A 16,480-nucleotide genomic window follows, 5' to 3' on the forward strand; every position below is an offset into this window, starting at 1 on the left:
CCCTTAGTATCGAATCGTCTCTTCGAATCATTACCCGCTGACCCTAGGTTCAAACGTGAGCCGTTCAACCAGCCGCATACTACCAGCGAAACCAATTAACCATCTTTCTCTCCAAATCTGATTACCGCAGCAGCCTAAGCCCATTCAGAATAACCAGAATTGTACTGCCTTCATGACCTACCACACCTAGAGGCAATGCAACGTCTTGGAGGAAGTTACCCGCAATTAAGGCCACAATAACGGTGATGGCAAAAAACATATTCTGCTTCACCGTGCGCTGTGCTCGCCGGGCCTGCCCAATCACCCAAGCGATCTCTTCAATATTGTCGTTCATCAGTACCGCATCAGCGACCTCCAATGCAGTTCCGCTACCCGACAATCCCATCCCCATACCCACAGTAGCTGCAGCAAGTGCTGGTGCATCATTGACTCCATCCCCTACCATTAACACAGGACCATACTTTTTGCGGAGGCCTTGAACCTGCTTCACTTTATCTTCAGGCAGCAAATCTGCATAGACCATACTTACTCCTGTTTCACGGGCAATTACAGAAGCTGATCTGGCTCGGTCTCCTGTTAACATGACAACTTTTACACCCATCACTTCAAGCTTTTTCACTGCAGCTGCTGCCTGTGGCCGTACCGTGACCCGCATCGCGATCAGCCCGACTAATTCACCATCAGCCATAACAACGGATACGGTTTTCCCCTCCCCCTCAAGACGAGAGCGTACATCGTCCCACTCAGAAGACACCTTCACAGGGGTAACACCCTGTTTATCTGGATCATCAACGTTGCTGTCTTTCATCTCCTCTGACTGCATCGATTCCATTACATCTGTTTTGCCAATACTCCAGACCACACCATTTATAGTTCCTTCGATACCCCAGCCTGTTAGAGCCTGTACGTGCTCCGCTTCCTGAAGTGTAATGTTCTCCTTGTTCGCCTGATCTACGATGGCACGAGCCAAGGGGTGCATGGAGATGTTCTCAATCGCCGCTACCGCAGCTAACAGCTGGGTACGATCTACATGTTCAGCCGTAATAATATCGGTGACTTGCGGGGTGCCCATGGTCAATGTACCTGTTTTGTCAAAAGCCACGACCTGCGTGCGAGCCATATTCTCCATATGGGCACCACCCTTGAAGAGAATGCCACGGCGGGCACTGCTGGACATCGCGGACAGCATAACAGGCATGATGGAAGACACCAATGCACAAGGCGAAGCAACCACCAGAAATACCATCGCTTTATAAAATGCCTCATTCCATGTCCAGCCAAGCAGTAGTGGAGTTCCTGCAATCACAAGTAAAGTCACCCCTACAACAATGCGTGCGTAAATTCCTTCAAACCGCTCCATGAAACGCTGGGAATCCGGCACTTCTGCCTGCGCTTCTTCCACCATTTTAATGATTTTGCCAAACAGTGACCCTTCAGCCGATTTTGTAACCTCTACGTATAAGGCGCCCTCCCCGTTTACCGTACCTGCATAGACTTCATCCCCCGCAACTTTGTCCACAGGCAGGGATTCTCCAGTAATGGACGACTGATTGATAAAAGAACTCCCCCGGTACACCACGCCATCCGCAGGAATCAGTTCTCCCGGTTTGACCAACAGCAGATCACCCGGCTGCAGATCATCAATAGCCACGAGATTCATCTGTCCATCTTCAATACGCAGTGCAGTCTCCGGCTTAAGTGCGAGCAACGATGAGATATCCTTATGACTGCGCTCTGTCGCATAACTTTCCAACGCACCACTGAGTGCAAAAATAAAGATAAGCATCGCGCCTTCATTCCAGTAACCGATGGCTGCTGCCCCAAGGGATGCGGCAATCATCAGCAGATTTACATCCAGATCACGGTCCTTAACCAGTGTCTCGATACCTTCCTTCGCTTTGGTCCAACCGCCCACGGCATACGCCACAATGTAGAGCATGATGGATAAGGTACCAAAATACGGTGCAGTTCCCCAGGCAATCAGCATCAACAGCCCGCTACCCAATGCTGATTGCATCTCTTTATTCTGCACCATGGCTCGAAAATCAGGCTTCTTGCCCCGATTGGGGCCGGGTGTTTGGGATGAGCGTTGTTCTGCTTGTTTCTGTCTGTGTAGAGGTTGATGTATCGCTTGCATATAAATCACGTTCCTTTCGAATGGTAGGTTTGCGGATGACGAGTCTGCTGAATTCCGCTACAAAAAATGAAGTTGTATTGAGAATGAGAGCCATTGTTAATGCCCTAAAAATGACACATGCTGCTGCGGGAATCCCGCAGCAGCATGGTTTTGAGAATGATTTTGAAATAATCTCGAATGAGAATGATAATCATTTTTGCACTTATGCAATTGTTTTTACTCAATACAACTTTTAATCAGTATATGCCTGTGATTCACATTTGTAAATGGGCTTTTTTCAATGCTTGCTCATAAATGATTGTTCAAGACAAAAGCCGCTGTCCCGGAGGACAACGGCTTTAACCATCTATGGATATTCATTTGACCTATTTATGGCCTATCGCTTAAGTGATTGTTCGCACATCCACCCAATGCCATTTTACGCGCCTACACTTGCTCCCTGACTTGCTTTGATGGCTTGCTCCAGATCATAGATAATGTCTTGAATGTTCTCCGTACCCACAGACAGACGAATCAATTCCGGATTAACCCCTGCTGCGGTCTGTTCATCTTCAGTCAACTGCGCATGAGTCGTGCTTGCCGGGTGAATGATTAGAGACTTGGAGTCGCCCACGTTTGCAAGGTGAGAGAAGAGTTTGACACTTTCAATCAATTTGCGACCCGCGTCCGCACCACCTTTGATTCCAAAGGTCAGAATGGCACCTTGCCCTCTTGGCAGATACTTCTGTGCAAGCTCGTAAGAACCATGGCTCGGCAGACCAGCATAACTTACCCACGACACATCCTCATGTTTCTCAAGGAATTCGGCAACAGCCAGAGCGTTGCTACTATGACGTTCCACACGTAGGTGCAATGTCTCCAGTCCTTGCAGCAGCAACCAGGAGTTAAATGGAGAGATCGTTGCACCCAAGTCACGTAAGAGTTGTACCCGAGCTTTGATAATATAAGCAATCGGTCCAACCGCTTCCGTATATACCACACCGTTGTAACTGGAGTCCGGCTCCGTCAATCCAGGAAACTTGCCACTTGCTTTCCAGTCAAATTTTCCGCTATCCACGATAACGCCACCAATGGATGTACCATGACCGCCAATAAATTTTGTTGCAGAGTGAACGACAATATCTGCTCCATGCTCGATGGGACGAAGCAGGTACGGACTCGGGAACGTATTATCTACGATCAAAGGAATTCCATGTTCATGGGCGATAGCTGCCACCGCTTCAATATCCAATACATTCCCCTTCGGATTACCGATCGTTTCGGCATACAATGCTTTGGTTTTCTCCGTAATCGCTGCCCGGAAATTCTCAGGATCACTGGAATCCACAAATTTTACGTCCAGACCCAATTTCGGCAAAGTCGTCGAGAACAGATTGTACGTACCCCCATACAAACTCGCCGAAGACACGATCTCATCACCTGCACCGGCAATATTCAGAAGTGAAAACGTAATGGCTGCCTGGCCGGAAGCTGTAGCGAGCGCCCCGGCTCCGCCTTCCAACGCCGCAATCCGTTGCTCAAACACGTCGGTTGTTGGATTCATCAGACGGGTATAGATGTTGCCAAACTCTTTCAAACCAAACAAATTAGCGGCATGCTCGGTGTCCTTGAATCCATAAGAAGTTGTCTGATACAAGGGCACAGCTCGTGCGTTGGTGGTTGGATCAATCTCCTGGCCTGCATGAATTGCCAATGTTTCAAATGAAAGCTCACGTTCGTTTGACATAAATCTGAATCCTCCCTTGGTATATACGTTCTCTGAGTCCCTGATGTCTTGGCATGGTGGCGTATGTTTTCCATATTCTCTCACAAGATGTCGCATTTGAAAAGAATTATTTCCGATTTCTCCGATAAGAAATATTTAATATGTAAATTATCGATTTCTGTACCAAAAAAACCTTTGCCCTCGCAAAGGTTTTTCAGCTACTTTGGCTTCGGTATGTTATACCTCATCCAGGCTTTTGTTAGACCCGAACTGCACTCCATACTTCACGCAAATGTTTGGCCGCAGGCACAGCTTCCTCCGCAGTTACGCCTTCAAGTGAAATATCGATATGTGGCTTATACGTTTTCAGCAATTCAAAAAATAACGGGTAATCCAGTATGCCTGCCCCAGGTACCGGATTGAACTTCTCTCCCTGTGCATCGAAGGCTACGTCCTTGGCATGAATCACGATCATACGTTGATACAGTGATTCCATCACCTCACGCAAGAAAGCCCCTTGATCTGCTGCATGTGGCTGTTTGATCAGATTACACGGGTCAAATAGCATCCCCAGATTGGATGAAGGAATCTCTTCAAATAACCGTGTCATATGTTCATGGGTATGAAGGGTATGGGTGGATACAGGCTCAATCGCCGCATGAACGCCCCACTTCTCTGCTTCCTCAGCCAGTTCCTCAACCGTTTCTTTCAGCACGCTCCATGCCTTCTCTTCATATCCATCCGGATGCGTACCCTGGTAGGTGTCCAAGCCCCCGGTCTCCGTTGCCACCATGCTGCAACCAAAATCCCGGGCATAACGCAGATGCTCCTTGAATCGTTCAATGTCCGCACGTCTTGTTACCGGATCAGGGTCAATCGGATTAATATAACAGCCGAGTACCGCAATCTTCACCCCGCGCTGTGCAAATTGATCTCCAATCTCGTTCGCCAGCCCGGGACTCAGCTTGCCATTCGAAGAGTCCACATCTGATAATGCTTTGGCAAGCGCCAGCTGTACGGAATTGAATCCATTATCCGCAATCGTCTGTGCAAGCTGTGCTGTAGGCTGTTTGCCAAATGTATGTGCCAGAATACCAAGTTTCATCTCAATGCCTCCTTATGCTAATCCGATTATCGTGCCATCCAGCCGCCATCGACATTCAGCACATGACCATTCAGATAATCCGAAGCGGCAGATGCCAGGAAGACAACGGGTCCTTTCAGATCTTCAGGAGTACCCCAACGTCCAGCAGGAATACGGGCTGTAATATCCCGGTAACGATTCTCATCTGCACGAATCTGGGTTGTATTATCGGTTTCCATATAACCAGGTGCGATCCCGTTAATCTGAATCCCCTTACCTGCCCACTCATTAGCGAGTGCTTTGGTTAAACCGGCAACGCCATGTTTACTCGCTGTATAGCCCGGTACATTAATCCCGCCTTGATAGGACAACATGGATGCAATATTAATGATTTTGCCGCTTCCGCGTTCAATCATATGTCTACCAGCCAATTGGCTTAGGAAAAATACAGTGTTCAGGTTCAGACCAATTACATCATGCCAGTCCTGCCCTGCATGATCAGCCGCAGGTGTGCGGCGAATGATTCCGGCATTGTTGACGAGAATGTCAATTCTGCCTTGGAACGCAAGCGCCTGTTCGAACACAGCCGACAACTCATCTTCACGACTTAAATCCGCTTCAATCACATAAGCTTTGCGTCCGAGTGCTTCAATGGCACTTGCCGTTTCCACAGGCTTGGAATAAGAGACCAGCACCACATCAGCACCTGCTTCTGCCAAGCCGATGGCCATCCCTTGTCCAAGTCCTCCCGAGGTACCTGTTACCAGTGCAACTTGTCCGCTTAAATCAAATGGGTTCATGAATGATTCCTCCGCATGGTTTTGATATGCAATCCATAGATCCGTCCGTTCTTTAATCCCATGAATAATGAATCAGATTAACTTTGATAATCCACTGTGACACCGCTCTGCTCGTATAAGGTAGCCGTCTCTTCATCCAAACGACTATCGCTGATAATGTAGTCCAGTTCCGAACACTGGGCGAAAGTTCGCAGTGCAAATTGTCCGAATTTATAATGATCCACAACGCCGTATACTTGCTGCGAGGCAGATATCATTGCTTTTTTCAGTGGAACCAGATCTCCCGTGTAGATCGATAGCCCAAATTCCGGATGAAGGGCTGTCGTGGATATAAAGGCTTTGTGAATGTTTAGACTGGCTATAAACGCAGCCGTATCATCGCCCACCAGCATATTCCGTACACGAGCCCCGCCAGGCACGACCAGTCGCACCTGCTCCTTCTTGGTTAGCTCCGCAATAATGAACAGATCATTAGTCACTACCGTGATGGGCTGATTGTCGAGACGTTTGGCCATCTCCAGCGTGGTGCTGCCACCATCAAGGGCAACGATATCCCCTGGATGAATGTAGGCAAGGGCACGTTCAGCAATCTCCGTCTTCTCCGGATGATGCTTCTCTGTGACTCCGCGGCTATTCAAGATGCCATACTGGTCATTCTGAGCCAGCATAGCCCCTCCATGGACACGTACGAGTAGCCCCATACTCTCCAACTTGTCGAGATCCTCTCGCACAGTCTTCCCCGTCACCTGCAACAGCTCACTCAGATCACTGACGGTTACTTCCTGGCGCTCCAGCAGAGCCTCCATAATTTTTTCATGTCTTTTCAATGGATTCATCATAATCAACTTCCTATACTACCTGAGTCAAATGAATAACAGTTTCACACGTACACTCCGGGTACAGAAAACCTTCCGATCACTCTTATCCCCAAATTTTCTTTAATCCCTTATTTAAAGGGAGAAATTTGGTGATAAAGGCGCACGCTTCGCTTCTTCAGGTTCTTTCTGTCCCCTCCGTTATAGTGTCTACTCTGTCCAATTAACTCAGACATCTGTAATTTATTATTTCAGGTCTTTCATCGCTACGCCGTCCATATCTTCGAACGTCTGGTTCTCACCAGCCATCGCCCAACAGAAGGTGTAATTGCTCGTACCCACACCACTGTGAATGGACCAGCTTGGCGAGATGATTGCCTGACGATCGCGCACAACCAGATGGCGTGTTTCGTTCGGCTCGCCCATCATGTGGAATACAACACCGTCTTCAGGCAAGTTCCAGTACAAGTATACTTCGGAACGGCGATTATGGGTATGTGCAGGCATGGTGTTCCACATGTTACCCTTGTCGAGTTCGGTAATGCCCATCACCAGCTGACAGCTCTGGATTCCACCTTCTCCTTGGTGAATATATCGATAGATCGTACGCTCATTGGATGTTTCGATGCTGCCCAGATGATTCGGCTGAGCTTGTTCTTGTGTTGCTTTTACTGTTGGATAGGTGTGGTGAGCCGGTGTGGATACAAAATAGAATTGGGCAGGCTGAGCCTTGTCACTGCTCGTGAACACAACTTCCTTCACACCTCTACCGATGTAGAGACATTCCTTTGCTCCAATCTCATAGCCTTGTCCATCTGCTGTTACTGTTCCGTGACCACCAACATTAATAATACCGATTTCACGACGCTCCAGGAAAAAGTTTGTTCCGATATCCTTCAGGTTTACTTCAAGGGTAATGTCCTTGCTCTCAGGTACAGCCGTTCCCACAATATAACGATCCACATGAGAATATACCGTTACCAATTCATCAGTTGCGAACAGTTGCTCCATCAAAAATTCCTCACGCAGGCGAGATGTATCATACGTTTTCACTTCATTGGGATGTGCAGCATAGCGATTTTCCATTATTAATCCATTCCTTTCGTCATTTGAGTTGGTTGAGATTGATGTTGAATAATGTTCATATAAGTTCATTTTAGTTCATTATGTATCTTTTGTGTACCTTTATTTTCAAAATAATTAATATGATTAATCATTAATACTATTTATTTCTTAAATGAGAATAAAAAAGATCCCCACAGTCTGTAATACAGACCGGGAGATCTTCTTTAATTCACGTATTAATGTGCAACAGCGTTGTTAAGCATGATCCAGATCGAACCGATCACGATAGTCATCATGATCAGCAAACCGAAGATAAGAGCCATAACATTCCAGCGCGGTTTTTCTGTTTCACGAATATGCATGAAGAAGAAGAGTTGAACCACGAACTGAAGTGCTGCTGTACCTAGAACAACAATGAGTGTTCCTGTTCTTTCCATCATATCATTGAGAACCACCACAAGTGGAATGATTGTCAGAACGACGGACAGAATGAAGCCGATGACATAGGACTTCAGTGAACCATGTTGCTCATGACCGTGGGAATCATGTGAGTTGTGCCCTGACATCTACATCACCCCCATGAGATAGACGATCGACAGGAGGAAAATCCATACGACGTCCAAGAAGTGCCAATACAAGCTGATAACGTTGATTTTACCGCGAGTAACATCGGTAATACCACGTTTTTTCAGTTGGAACATGAGTCCGATCATCCAGATCAGACCAAGCGATACGTGAAGTCCGTGAGTACCCACAAGGGTGAAGAATGCGCCAGAAGCAGCACTCGTTGTAAAGCTAAACCCTTCGTGAATCAACTCAATAAACTCATATACCTCAAGAGCGATAAAGCTCGCACCCAGAACAGCTGTAACAGCCAGCCAACTGATTAATTGTTTTACTTTACCCTGATTCATTGCCAGAACGGCAAGGCCGCTCGTAAATGAACTTGTGAGCAAGATAAATGTCTCGGCGATAACGCCAGGCATTTTGATCAATTCAGACAAAATCGGTCCGCCCGCCGTATTGTCACGCAACACAATGAAGGTTGCGAACAATACGGAGAACAGGATAACGTCGGAAATCAGGAAGAACCAGAATCCGAGAATTTTCATTTCCTGTGGATCATGATGTCCATGGTCGTGACCATGTGCATGATTCTCACCGTGCTTAGCGGCTGCTTGAGCCATCTATACCGACCCCCTTAACGACGCTTCGGTACGTTTGATTTCGTCGACCGGAATGTAATAATCCGTATCGTATGAGAATGAACGGGCGATCATGCAGATCCCTACGCCAGCGAGTCCGAGAATTGCCATCCACAACCATCCGAATACGAAGCCGAAACCGGCGATGAACCAGAAAACAGACATGATGAACGGAATTCCAGAGTTCTTCGGCATATGAATCGGCTCAAGCGGTTGCTCTGGCGGATAGATGCCTTTGGCACGACGTTCTTTCTCTTCCCACCACTCATCAATATCATCTCCGCGCGGTGTAACGGCGAAGTTGTATTCAGGAGCTGGTGAAGGAATTGACCACTCCAGCGTACGGCCATCCCATGGATCGGCAGGAGCTTTGAGTGATTTGTATTTGCGAATACCGTCTGCGATTTGTGCAACTTGGAACAGGAACCCGACACCCATCAGGAATGCCCCGATTGTGGATACGAAGTTCAATTCCCACCAGCCGGTATCCCAGCCGTATGTGCTCAGACGACGAGTCATACCCATCAGGCCGACAGCGTACTGCGGCATGAAGCAGACATAGAAACCAATATTCCAAGTCCAGAATGCCCATTTGCCCAGTTTCTCTTCGAGTTGGAAACCGAACATTTTAGGCCACCAGTAATACAGACCAGCGAAGTAACCGAAGACAACGCCACCGATCAATACTTGGTGGAAGTGGGCAATCAAGAAGTAACTGTTGTGGAACTGGAAGTCAGCAGGAGCAACGGATAACAGAACGCCTGTCATACCCCCGACAATAAAGCACGGGATAAAGGCAAGTGTCCACATCATCGGAGTCGCCATGCGAATCCTTCCTCGATACATGGTAAACAGCCAGTTGAATATCTTAACCCCTGTTGGAATAGCAATCAACATCGTAGTTACGGCGAAGAATGCATTCACGTCTGCTCCGGAACCCATCGTGAAGAAGTGATGCGCCCATGTGAAGAAGGACAGGAAGCTGATGATCAACATTGCGAATACCATCGACTTATAACCAAACAATTTTTTCCGAGAGAAGGTACTTACAATCTCGGAGAACACACCGAATGCCGGCAAGACGACAATGTATACCTCAGGGTGACCCCACATCCAGATCAAGTTGATATACATCATTGGGTTACCGCCCAAATCAAGTGTGAAGAAATGCGCCCCGGCAAACCTGTCGAGGAATAGCAATGCAAGTGTCACGGTCAAGATTGGGAAAGCAAACAAGATGATAATACAAGTGGAGAATACCGACCATGTGAACATCGGCAATTTCATCCATCTCATGCCTGGCGCACGCATTTTAATGATGGTAACCAGGAAGTTGATACCCGTAGCTAGGGAACCGATACCTGATATCTGTATACCCCATATATAGAAGTTCTGTCCTACCCCCGGACTGTGTGACAGCTCCGATAGAGGCGGATAACTCAGCCATCCTGCATCCGGTGAACCACCGATAACGAAGGACAGATTAAACAGCATTGCGCCCAAGAAGAACAACCAGAAGCTGAGTGAATTCAGGAACGGGAACGCAACGTCTCTTGCTCCGATCTGTAGTGGTACGATAACGTTAAATAGACCAAACATAAATGGCATCGCCATGAACAAGATCATGATCGTACCGTGAGTTGTGAAGACTTGATTATAGTGTTCAGGGTTTAGAAATTCATTGTTAGGCATAGCCAGCTGAAGGCGCATCATTAGCGCATCCACACCACCACGGAATAACATGATAATGGAAGCGATGATATACATGATACCGATCTTTTTGTGATCGACAGTCGTTAACCAGTTACGCCAGAGCCAGCCCCATTTTTTGAAATAAGTTAGCACCGCTACAATAGTAATCATGGTAATTCCGATAGCTACCATCGCACCATAAATGAGCGGATCACCGGTTACGAAAAACTCCGATGCAAACTCTTTAAGTCCCTCTAACATTGGGGGCCTCCTTTCGAATCTTTAGTTAGCACTCTTGTCCTCGTCTTGATTCGACGTATCAGTTGCATTTTGAATGGCTCCAGAAGCTTCGCTTGAAGTTCCATGCTTACTGTGAGCACTTTGACCATTTACTACATACTTGGTCACAATATTTTGGAACAATCCTTCTGGGAAGGCAGAATAGTAAGCAACATTGCTTGTTCCTGGCTCAGCCAGTGCATTGTAACCTTCTGTGGTCAATTCCTGGGAACTTTGTTTCACTTCAGCTACCCATTTGTCAAAATCTTCGTCCGATGTAGCATTCACATCAAAACGCATTTCTCCAAAATGCTCACCTGTGAAGTTAGCGCCTGAACCCCAGTACTTACCTTCATGATCTGCCTGCAGATACAAGGTCATCGCCATACCCGACATCGTATAAATCTGTCCTCCAAGTTGCGGAATCCAGAATGAATTCATCGGTGAATCCGCAGTGAGTTCAAATTTCACGGGCCGGTCTGCCGGAATATTCAGCGTGTTGACCGTTGCAATCCCTTGCTCAGGATACATAAACAACCATTTCCAGTCCAGTGAAGACACTTGGATGGTAATTGGTGCTTTTTCGTGAGCCAACGGCTTCGAAGGCTCCAGATCATACGTGTAACGAACAGTAACAATGGCAAGCAGTCCAATAATGATAATTGGAACCGTCCACCAGATTGCCTCCGCCTTCGTACTATGAGACCAGTTAGGCTCATAAGCAGCTTTGTTATCCGGCTTGTCGCGGTAACGCCATACGATTACGGCAGACAAAATGAGTACTGGCACAATGATGACAGCACACAAAATTGTCGAGATGACAATCAAATCTCTCTGCGAAGCGCCAATTGGCCCCTTCGGATCCAGAACAACGTACTGCCCGCCTGCCAGCATTGGCCAGACAATCAATGCAATTGTAACCAACGTCAGGACAACCGGAATGATTATCCGGATTAGCGACCTAGGTTTCTTGTTCATTTTGATCCCCTCTCCTTAAATTCGCTCATACTGAAAAATCAGTATACTACTCTCTTCCTACTAAAGATATCAGAAATGAACAACTTTTTTGTTCTTGTTAACAAATTTGTCGATTTTACACCTTAAATGTGTGAATTTTTTCTCACAAATCGCTTGCATGGTTGATATTTGCTTATTGTAATCTTTACACATCAAGTCACAAAATAAAACCCTTTGCAGTCCCGTTGAACAGTGTCAACGAATCCGCAAAGGGCTTTATTGACTGGATTCCGGGTACTTATCCAGTCTTATTATGAACGAATGTACGCAGGATTATAATCAATCGGCGCCTTCGTCTTCCCGGCGTGTATGAACGAGGCCTATCGCTTTGGCAATAACGTAGATAAATACACTACCTACAAGGAATCCAATACCGACCATCAAGCCAAGATTACGATCATTAAAATCATTCAGATTGATCAGACACATGATCACTCCCGTAATGAGTGCGACCCATGCCAGAACTGTCATCGTCAAGACGGCGCGCCGCATATTTTTGTCTTTGCGCTCCAATTGGCTAACCATTGCTGTCTTCGATGCCATAGTAAACACTTCCTTTTCCCTTTTTGTAAGTGCTTTCCTTATACCAATATACCACATCAGTATGATTTTTAGTCAACAAATGTTCAAATTTTCTTCGCAATTTGGACACTTTATTTTAAATTTACCCGTTGACAATACATTATTCATTTCTTCCTTACTTCTTATAACCCAAAAACCGTCTCTTCATAACAGGAACTACACTTGACCTGATCAAACCTTTATGATCTCCTCGTTTTCATCTGTAATAAAACACAAAAAAGACGGCACATCGGAATACTCCTATGCTACCGTCTTTCTCTTTGCTCTTCCCTTAAAAGCTCCCACCGAGTCTATTGGGGATTATGTTCGTTCCGTGTTTCCAACCAATTATTCTTGATGACATTCTGATACCAGTAATAGCTCTCCTTCGGCGTTCTCACAAGTGAACGATAATCCACATGAACGAGACCGAAGCGCATACGATAGCCCTCTGCCCATTCGAAATTATCCATCAGTGACCATGCCATGTACCCTTTCAGGTTAATGCCGTCATTAATGATGCGGTGAATCTGAGCCAAGTGCTGTTCATAATATGCAATCCGGCGATCATCATTAATTTTGCCATTCTCCAGATCATCATTGATGCAGGCACCGTTCTCCGTGATATACACATCCACATTTCCATACTTTTGCAGATAATGCATGAATTCATACAAGCCGCGTGACTCCACTGGCCAACCAATATCAGTTTTGGTGAGGCCCATATCAACTTCTTCCGATTGCAGAGCGCCTGCCTCAGGATTGAAGCGATTGATCCCCATGGTGTAATAGTTAATGCCTAGCAGGTCGATCGGTTGCGAGATGATCTCCATATCGCCTTCTTGAATTGGCACCGTAGCTCCCGCTTCTGCGAACCAGTCCACCATAAATTGCGGGTACGAGCCTTTGTAGATCGGGTCAAGGAACCAGTCGGTATTGAGCGCGATTGATCTATCACAAGCAGCTTGGTCCTCAGGAGATTTGCTATAAGGCTCAGCCCAGCATACGTTTGGAGCAATACCGATCTGTCCGGTTGTACCCAAGCGACGGAAGGATTGAACGGCTTTACCATGAGCAACCAGCAATCCATGAGCAACATTGATTGACGTTTGCAGGTCTTTGTTTCCTGGCGCATGAATCCCGAGAAGGTTTGACAGGAACGCGATACACCATGGTTCGTTGAATGTCAGCCAGAAGTTGATTTTACCCGAGAATTCTTTGAAGATCACTTCGGCATATTTCACAAAAGCATCCACAGTTCTGCGGTTGCCCCAACCTCCGTCATCCTCCAGCGTTTGCGGAAGATCCCAGTGATACAGCGTGAGGAACGGTTCAATTCCAGCCTCCAGCAATGCATCCACGAAACGGTGGTAGAAGTCCAGACCTTCCCGATTGATCTCCCCATCCCCGTCAGGAATAATACGCGGCCAGGCAATGGAAAACCGGTACGTATTAATCCCGAGTTTCTTCATCAATTCGATATCTTCCTCATACCGATGATAACTGTCACATGCAACATCACCATTGTCTCCGTTATATACTTTGCCAGGCGTGCGCGCAAACGTATCCCAGATGGATACCCCACGTCCACCTTCCTGTGCCGCTCCTTCTATTTGATAGGAAGCTGTTGCTGTTCCCCAGCGAAAATCTTGCGGAAATTTAAAAATCGTCATGGTTTACTCCTCCGTCTCATGATGACACGCGGATCGTCTGTCCTGCGGTCATGGTTAAAATAACTACATAATCGCCCTGTGGCGTAAGTTCTGCCTTAGCTTGTTCATGTCCTTCCACACGCAGCGGATAAGCACTGCGAATGGTCAGCGAATCATTTCGGTCTGCCTTGATGACCGCTGACGCGAGCTTATTGTCCGCCCACGTTATGCCCACGGTATAACCACCTCTTGCACGAAGCCCTTCAACACGACCTTGAGTCCAGAGATCAGGCAGTGCTGGAAGTAAATGTAACTCGTTCAAGTGGCTCTGCAACAACATCTCGGCCATTCCGGCCGTGCCTCCAAAGTTACCATCAATCTGGAAAGGCGGATGGTCGTCAAACAGATTCGGATGCGTAGATCGAGCCAGCAATGTGCGTACAAACTGATGTGCCTGGTTCTTATCCAGCAGTCGTGCATACAGATTGATCAACCACGCACAGCTCCATCCTGTATGCCCGCCACCTTGTGCGATACGGCGTTCAAGCGATACTCGTGCAGCTTCCACAAGTTCCGGTGTATGCATGCGGTTAATCTGCTCTCCTGGATACAGTCCATATAGATGAGAGACGTGACGATGCCCTGGCTCGGATTCGGTAAAATCCTTATACCACTCCAGTAATTGTCCTTCGCTTCCAATTCGGAATGGATAGAGTTTCTCCAGAGCCTCACCCCACTCGCTCGCCAATGACTCACCTAGATTCAATTGCTTCGCGGCCTCAATACAACGGCTGAACAGTTCACGAATTAACGTCATATCCATCGTTGAAGCCATGGATATACTGCGCGCCTCTCCAGCGTCTGTCAGGAACTTGTTCTCTGGTGAAGTGGATGGAATCGTGACCAGATAACCATCCGGTCCTTCCACCAGCCAGTCGAGACAGAAGAGTGCAGCTTCTTTCATAATGGGATAGGCACGTTCCTCAAGAAAACGCTGATCACCGGTAAATTGGTAATGCTCCCATAGATGCGAGGTCAGCCACACGCCACCCATCGGCCAGAATGCCCAGCTTGCATCACCGCCTGTTGGTGTCGTGGTTCTCCAGATATCCACGTTATGATGCGCGGTCCATCCACGGGCTCCGTAGAGAATTCGCGCCGTTCTACGCCCTGTATCACTGAGATCTGTCAGCATATCAAATAGCGGCTCATGACATTCACTGAGATTGCAGACTTCTGCCGGCCAGTAGTTCATTTCGGTGTTGATATTGATCGTGTAATCACTGTGCCATGGCGGCTCTACCTGATGGTTCCAGATTCCCTGCAAATTGGCAGGCTGGCTGCCCGGACGCGAACTCGCCATTAACAGATATCTTCCATATTGAAAATAGAGTGCCTCCAGCCCAGGGTCTTGTTCCCCTGCCTGATAAGCCTGCAGCCGCTCATCCGTAGGCAATTCGGCGTTAGCCGATACACCTAGATCAATAGAGACTCTGTTAAACAGAGCGTTATGATCTTCTACATGTCGGTCACGAAGCGATTCCGCACCATGTGCGATCCCTTTGGAGATCGTATCCATGCATTCCTTTTCCAGCACCAGGTTGTCCTTTACAGGCAACACATTGTAACTTTCAAAGGACGTAGCTGCTGCCAGATAGAAAACAACCTGATCAGCACCCTGAATATGTAGCTTGCCTTCCAGCTTGGAGACCTTCGCCTGCTCTCCTGTTGCCGTAACTGCCACACGCACAGCATACGCGGTTCCCCGATCCTCTTCATAGATAACGGATTCAGGGTGATCCCTGAAGTAATTGGACTCCACATGACTTGGGCACCGGCTGAACATGGTGAGTGCATCTCCCGAAGTCTGAACCTGATAAGGATGGGGACTGTCTAACGTAACAATTACATTCACAGCACCCTTCTGATCAGCTTTCAATGTGCAGACCATCAGATCATCCGAAGCGCTGGAATATACTTCACGTACATAATGAGTTCCTTCCCAAGAATACGCCGTGCTGGCAATACCCGACTCTAGATCAAGCTCACGCTCAAATGCATCATACGAAAGATCATCCAGACCATCATGGTGTAGTAGAAAGTGACCCATCGGCTGATAGGCCTCCACATCACGACCCAGCATTTCACGGTTCAACAAATCCTCCGCTTCGCCATACTGCCCATCCATAATCAACTCACGCGTCTGTTTCAAATACCGCTGACTGCTGTATTGAATCGTATCTCGTGGAAATCCTGACCATAATGTATCTTCATTGAGCTGAATTCGTTCATCTGCTGCGCCACCGTACACCATGCCTCCAAGACGGCCGTTTCCGATAGGCAATGCTTCTTCCCAGCGTTTTGCCGGTTTTCGATACCATAGACGATTGATTTTAGTTTGGTTGTTGTGTTGGGACATGATTAGCTCCTGTTCCTAAATCAGCTATAGAATTCTTTAATACATAAAA

The 16,480-nt window shown here is 47.2% G+C and carries 14 protein-coding genes; 1 reads left to right on the plus strand and 13 read right to left on the minus strand.

Going from position 1 to position 16,480, the window contains the following annotated elements; all coding sequences use genetic code 11:
- Positions 1–121: 121 nt before the first annotated feature.
- A complete protein-coding gene (locus tag MKX75_RS24890) occupies positions 122–2,017 on the minus strand; it encodes a heavy metal translocating P-type ATPase (RefSeq protein WP_339167274.1) in 1,896 nt (631 codons plus the stop codon).
- Between MKX75_RS24890 and MKX75_RS24895 the strand changes: the two genes are divergently transcribed.
- The gene (locus MKX75_RS24895) at positions 2,005–2,373 is read left to right on the plus strand and encodes a hypothetical protein (protein ID WP_339167276.1); all 369 of its coding nucleotides are present in this window, start codon (positions 2,005–2,007) and stop codon (positions 2,371–2,373) included. The genes MKX75_RS24890 and MKX75_RS24895 overlap by 13 nt on opposite strands.
- A gap of 182 nt (positions 2,374–2,555) precedes the next feature.
- Here the strand turns inward: MKX75_RS24895 and MKX75_RS24900 are convergent, their stop codons facing one another.
- The 12 genes from MKX75_RS24900 to MKX75_RS24955 all read right to left on the minus strand — a co-directional run bounded on the left by MKX75_RS24900 (position 2,556) and on the right by MKX75_RS24955 (position 16,431).
- A complete protein-coding gene (locus MKX75_RS24900) occupies positions 2,556–3,863 on the minus strand; it encodes a homocysteine synthase (protein ID WP_036606925.1) in 1,308 nt (435 codons plus the stop codon).
- A 238-nt stretch (positions 3,864–4,101) separates the two neighbouring features.
- On the minus strand, positions 4,102–4,947 hold the full coding sequence (locus tag MKX75_RS24905; protein ID WP_339167277.1) for a sugar phosphate isomerase/epimerase: 846 nt from the start codon (positions 4,945–4,947) through the stop codon (positions 4,102–4,104).
- A gap of 26 nt (positions 4,948–4,973) precedes the next feature.
- Positions 4,974–5,726: a 2-dehydro-3-deoxy-D-gluconate 5-dehydrogenase KduD gene (gene kduD / locus MKX75_RS24910; RefSeq protein WP_339167278.1), complete on the minus strand. Its 753-nt coding sequence runs from the start codon at positions 5,724–5,726 to the stop codon at positions 4,974–4,976.
- Between the two features lie 77 nt (positions 5,727–5,803).
- Positions 5,804–6,562, minus strand: coding sequence for a DeoR/GlpR family DNA-binding transcription regulator (locus tag MKX75_RS24915; RefSeq protein ID WP_339170587.1), 759 nt, complete (start codon positions 6,560–6,562; stop codon positions 5,804–5,806).
- Positions 6,563–6,787: 225 nt separating this feature from the next.
- On the minus strand, positions 6,788–7,627 hold the full coding sequence (gene kduI / locus MKX75_RS24920) for a 5-dehydro-4-deoxy-D-glucuronate isomerase (RefSeq protein ID WP_036606918.1): 840 nt from the start codon (positions 7,625–7,627) through the stop codon (positions 6,788–6,790).
- A gap of 215 nt (positions 7,628–7,842) precedes the next feature.
- The gene (gene cyoD / locus MKX75_RS24925; protein ID WP_062836431.1) at positions 7,843–8,172 is read right to left on the minus strand and encodes a cytochrome o ubiquinol oxidase subunit IV; all 330 of its coding nucleotides are present in this window, start codon (positions 8,170–8,172) and stop codon (positions 7,843–7,845) included.
- Positions 8,173–8,793 (minus strand): cytochrome o ubiquinol oxidase subunit III, encoded by a 621-nt coding sequence (cyoC, locus tag MKX75_RS24930; protein WP_062836430.1) that lies wholly within the window; start codon positions 8,791–8,793, stop codon positions 8,173–8,175.
- Complete coding sequence (locus MKX75_RS24935; protein ID WP_076333585.1) at positions 8,794–10,764, minus strand: cbb3-type cytochrome c oxidase subunit I; 1,971 nt, start codon at positions 10,762–10,764, stop codon at positions 8,794–8,796.
- Positions 10,765–10,785: 21 nt separating this feature from the next.
- Positions 10,786–11,760, minus strand: a complete 975-nt coding sequence (gene cyoA / locus MKX75_RS24940) for a ubiquinol oxidase subunit II (RefSeq protein WP_076333586.1) — start codon at positions 11,758–11,760, stop codon at positions 10,786–10,788.
- A gap of 318 nt (positions 11,761–12,078) precedes the next feature.
- A complete protein-coding gene (locus tag MKX75_RS24945; RefSeq protein ID WP_076333587.1) occupies positions 12,079–12,342 on the minus strand; it encodes a hypothetical protein in 264 nt (87 codons plus the stop codon).
- Between the two features lie 329 nt (positions 12,343–12,671).
- Positions 12,672–14,033, minus strand: a complete 1,362-nt coding sequence (locus MKX75_RS24950) for a GH1 family beta-glucosidase (protein WP_062836427.1) — start codon at positions 14,031–14,033, stop codon at positions 12,672–12,674.
- A gap of 16 nt (positions 14,034–14,049) precedes the next feature.
- On the minus strand, positions 14,050–16,431 hold the full coding sequence (locus tag MKX75_RS24955; protein WP_339167281.1) for a glycoside hydrolase N-terminal domain-containing protein: 2,382 nt from the start codon (positions 16,429–16,431) through the stop codon (positions 14,050–14,052).
- Positions 16,432–16,480 lie beyond the last annotated feature (49 nt).

The organism is Paenibacillus sp. FSL R5-0341, assembly GCF_037975235.1.
In the GTDB taxonomy this organism is placed as follows: domain Bacteria; phylum Bacillota; class Bacilli; order Paenibacillales; family Paenibacillaceae; genus Paenibacillus; species Paenibacillus amylolyticus_A.

Coding starts and splice junctions, on each gene's coding strand:
- MKX75_RS24890 (WP_339167274.1), bottom strand. CDS start 2,017: ATGCAATCAGCATTGGGTAGCGGGCTGTTGATGCTGATTGCCTGGGGA.
- MKX75_RS24905 (WP_339167277.1), bottom strand. CDS start 4,947: ATGAAACTTGGTATTCTGGCACATACATTTGGCAAACAGCCTACAGCA.
- MKX75_RS24915 (WP_339170587.1), bottom strand. CDS start 6,562: ATGAATCCATTGAAAAGACATGAAAAAATTATGGAGGCTCTGCTGGAG.
- cyoC (WP_062836430.1), bottom strand. CDS start 8,793: ATGGCTCAAGCAGCCGCTAAGCACGGTGAGAATCATGCACATGGTCAC.
- kduI (WP_036606918.1), bottom strand. CDS start 7,627: ATGGAAAATCGCTATGCTGCACATCCCAATGAAGTGAAAACGTATGAT.
- MKX75_RS24950 (WP_062836427.1), bottom strand. CDS start 14,033: ATGACGATTTTTAAATTTCCGCAAGATTTTCGCTGGGGAACAGCAACA.
- MKX75_RS24955 (WP_339167281.1), bottom strand. CDS start 16,431: ATGTCCCAACACAACAACCAAACTAAAATCAATCGTCTATGGTATCGA.
- MKX75_RS24900 (WP_036606925.1), bottom strand. CDS start 3,863: ATGTCAAACGAACGTGAGCTTTCATTTGAAACATTGGCAATTCATGCA.
- MKX75_RS24895 (WP_339167276.1), top strand. CDS start 2,005: ATGCTGATTGCATCTCTTTATTCTGCACCATGGCTCGAAAATCAGGCT.
- MKX75_RS24935 (WP_076333585.1), bottom strand. CDS start 10,764: ATGTTAGAGGGACTTAAAGAGTTTGCATCGGAGTTTTTCGTAACCGGT.
- cyoD (WP_062836431.1), bottom strand. CDS start 8,172: ATGTCAGGGCACAACTCACATGATTCCCACGGTCATGAGCAACATGGT.
- cyoA (WP_076333586.1), bottom strand. CDS start 11,760: ATGAACAAGAAACCTAGGTCGCTAATCCGGATAATCATTCCGGTTGTC.
- MKX75_RS24945 (WP_076333587.1), bottom strand. CDS start 12,342: ATGGCATCGAAGACAGCAATGGTTAGCCAATTGGAGCGCAAAGACAAA.
- kduD (WP_339167278.1), bottom strand. CDS start 5,726: ATGAACCCATTTGATTTAAGCGGACAAGTTGCACTGGTAACAGGTACC.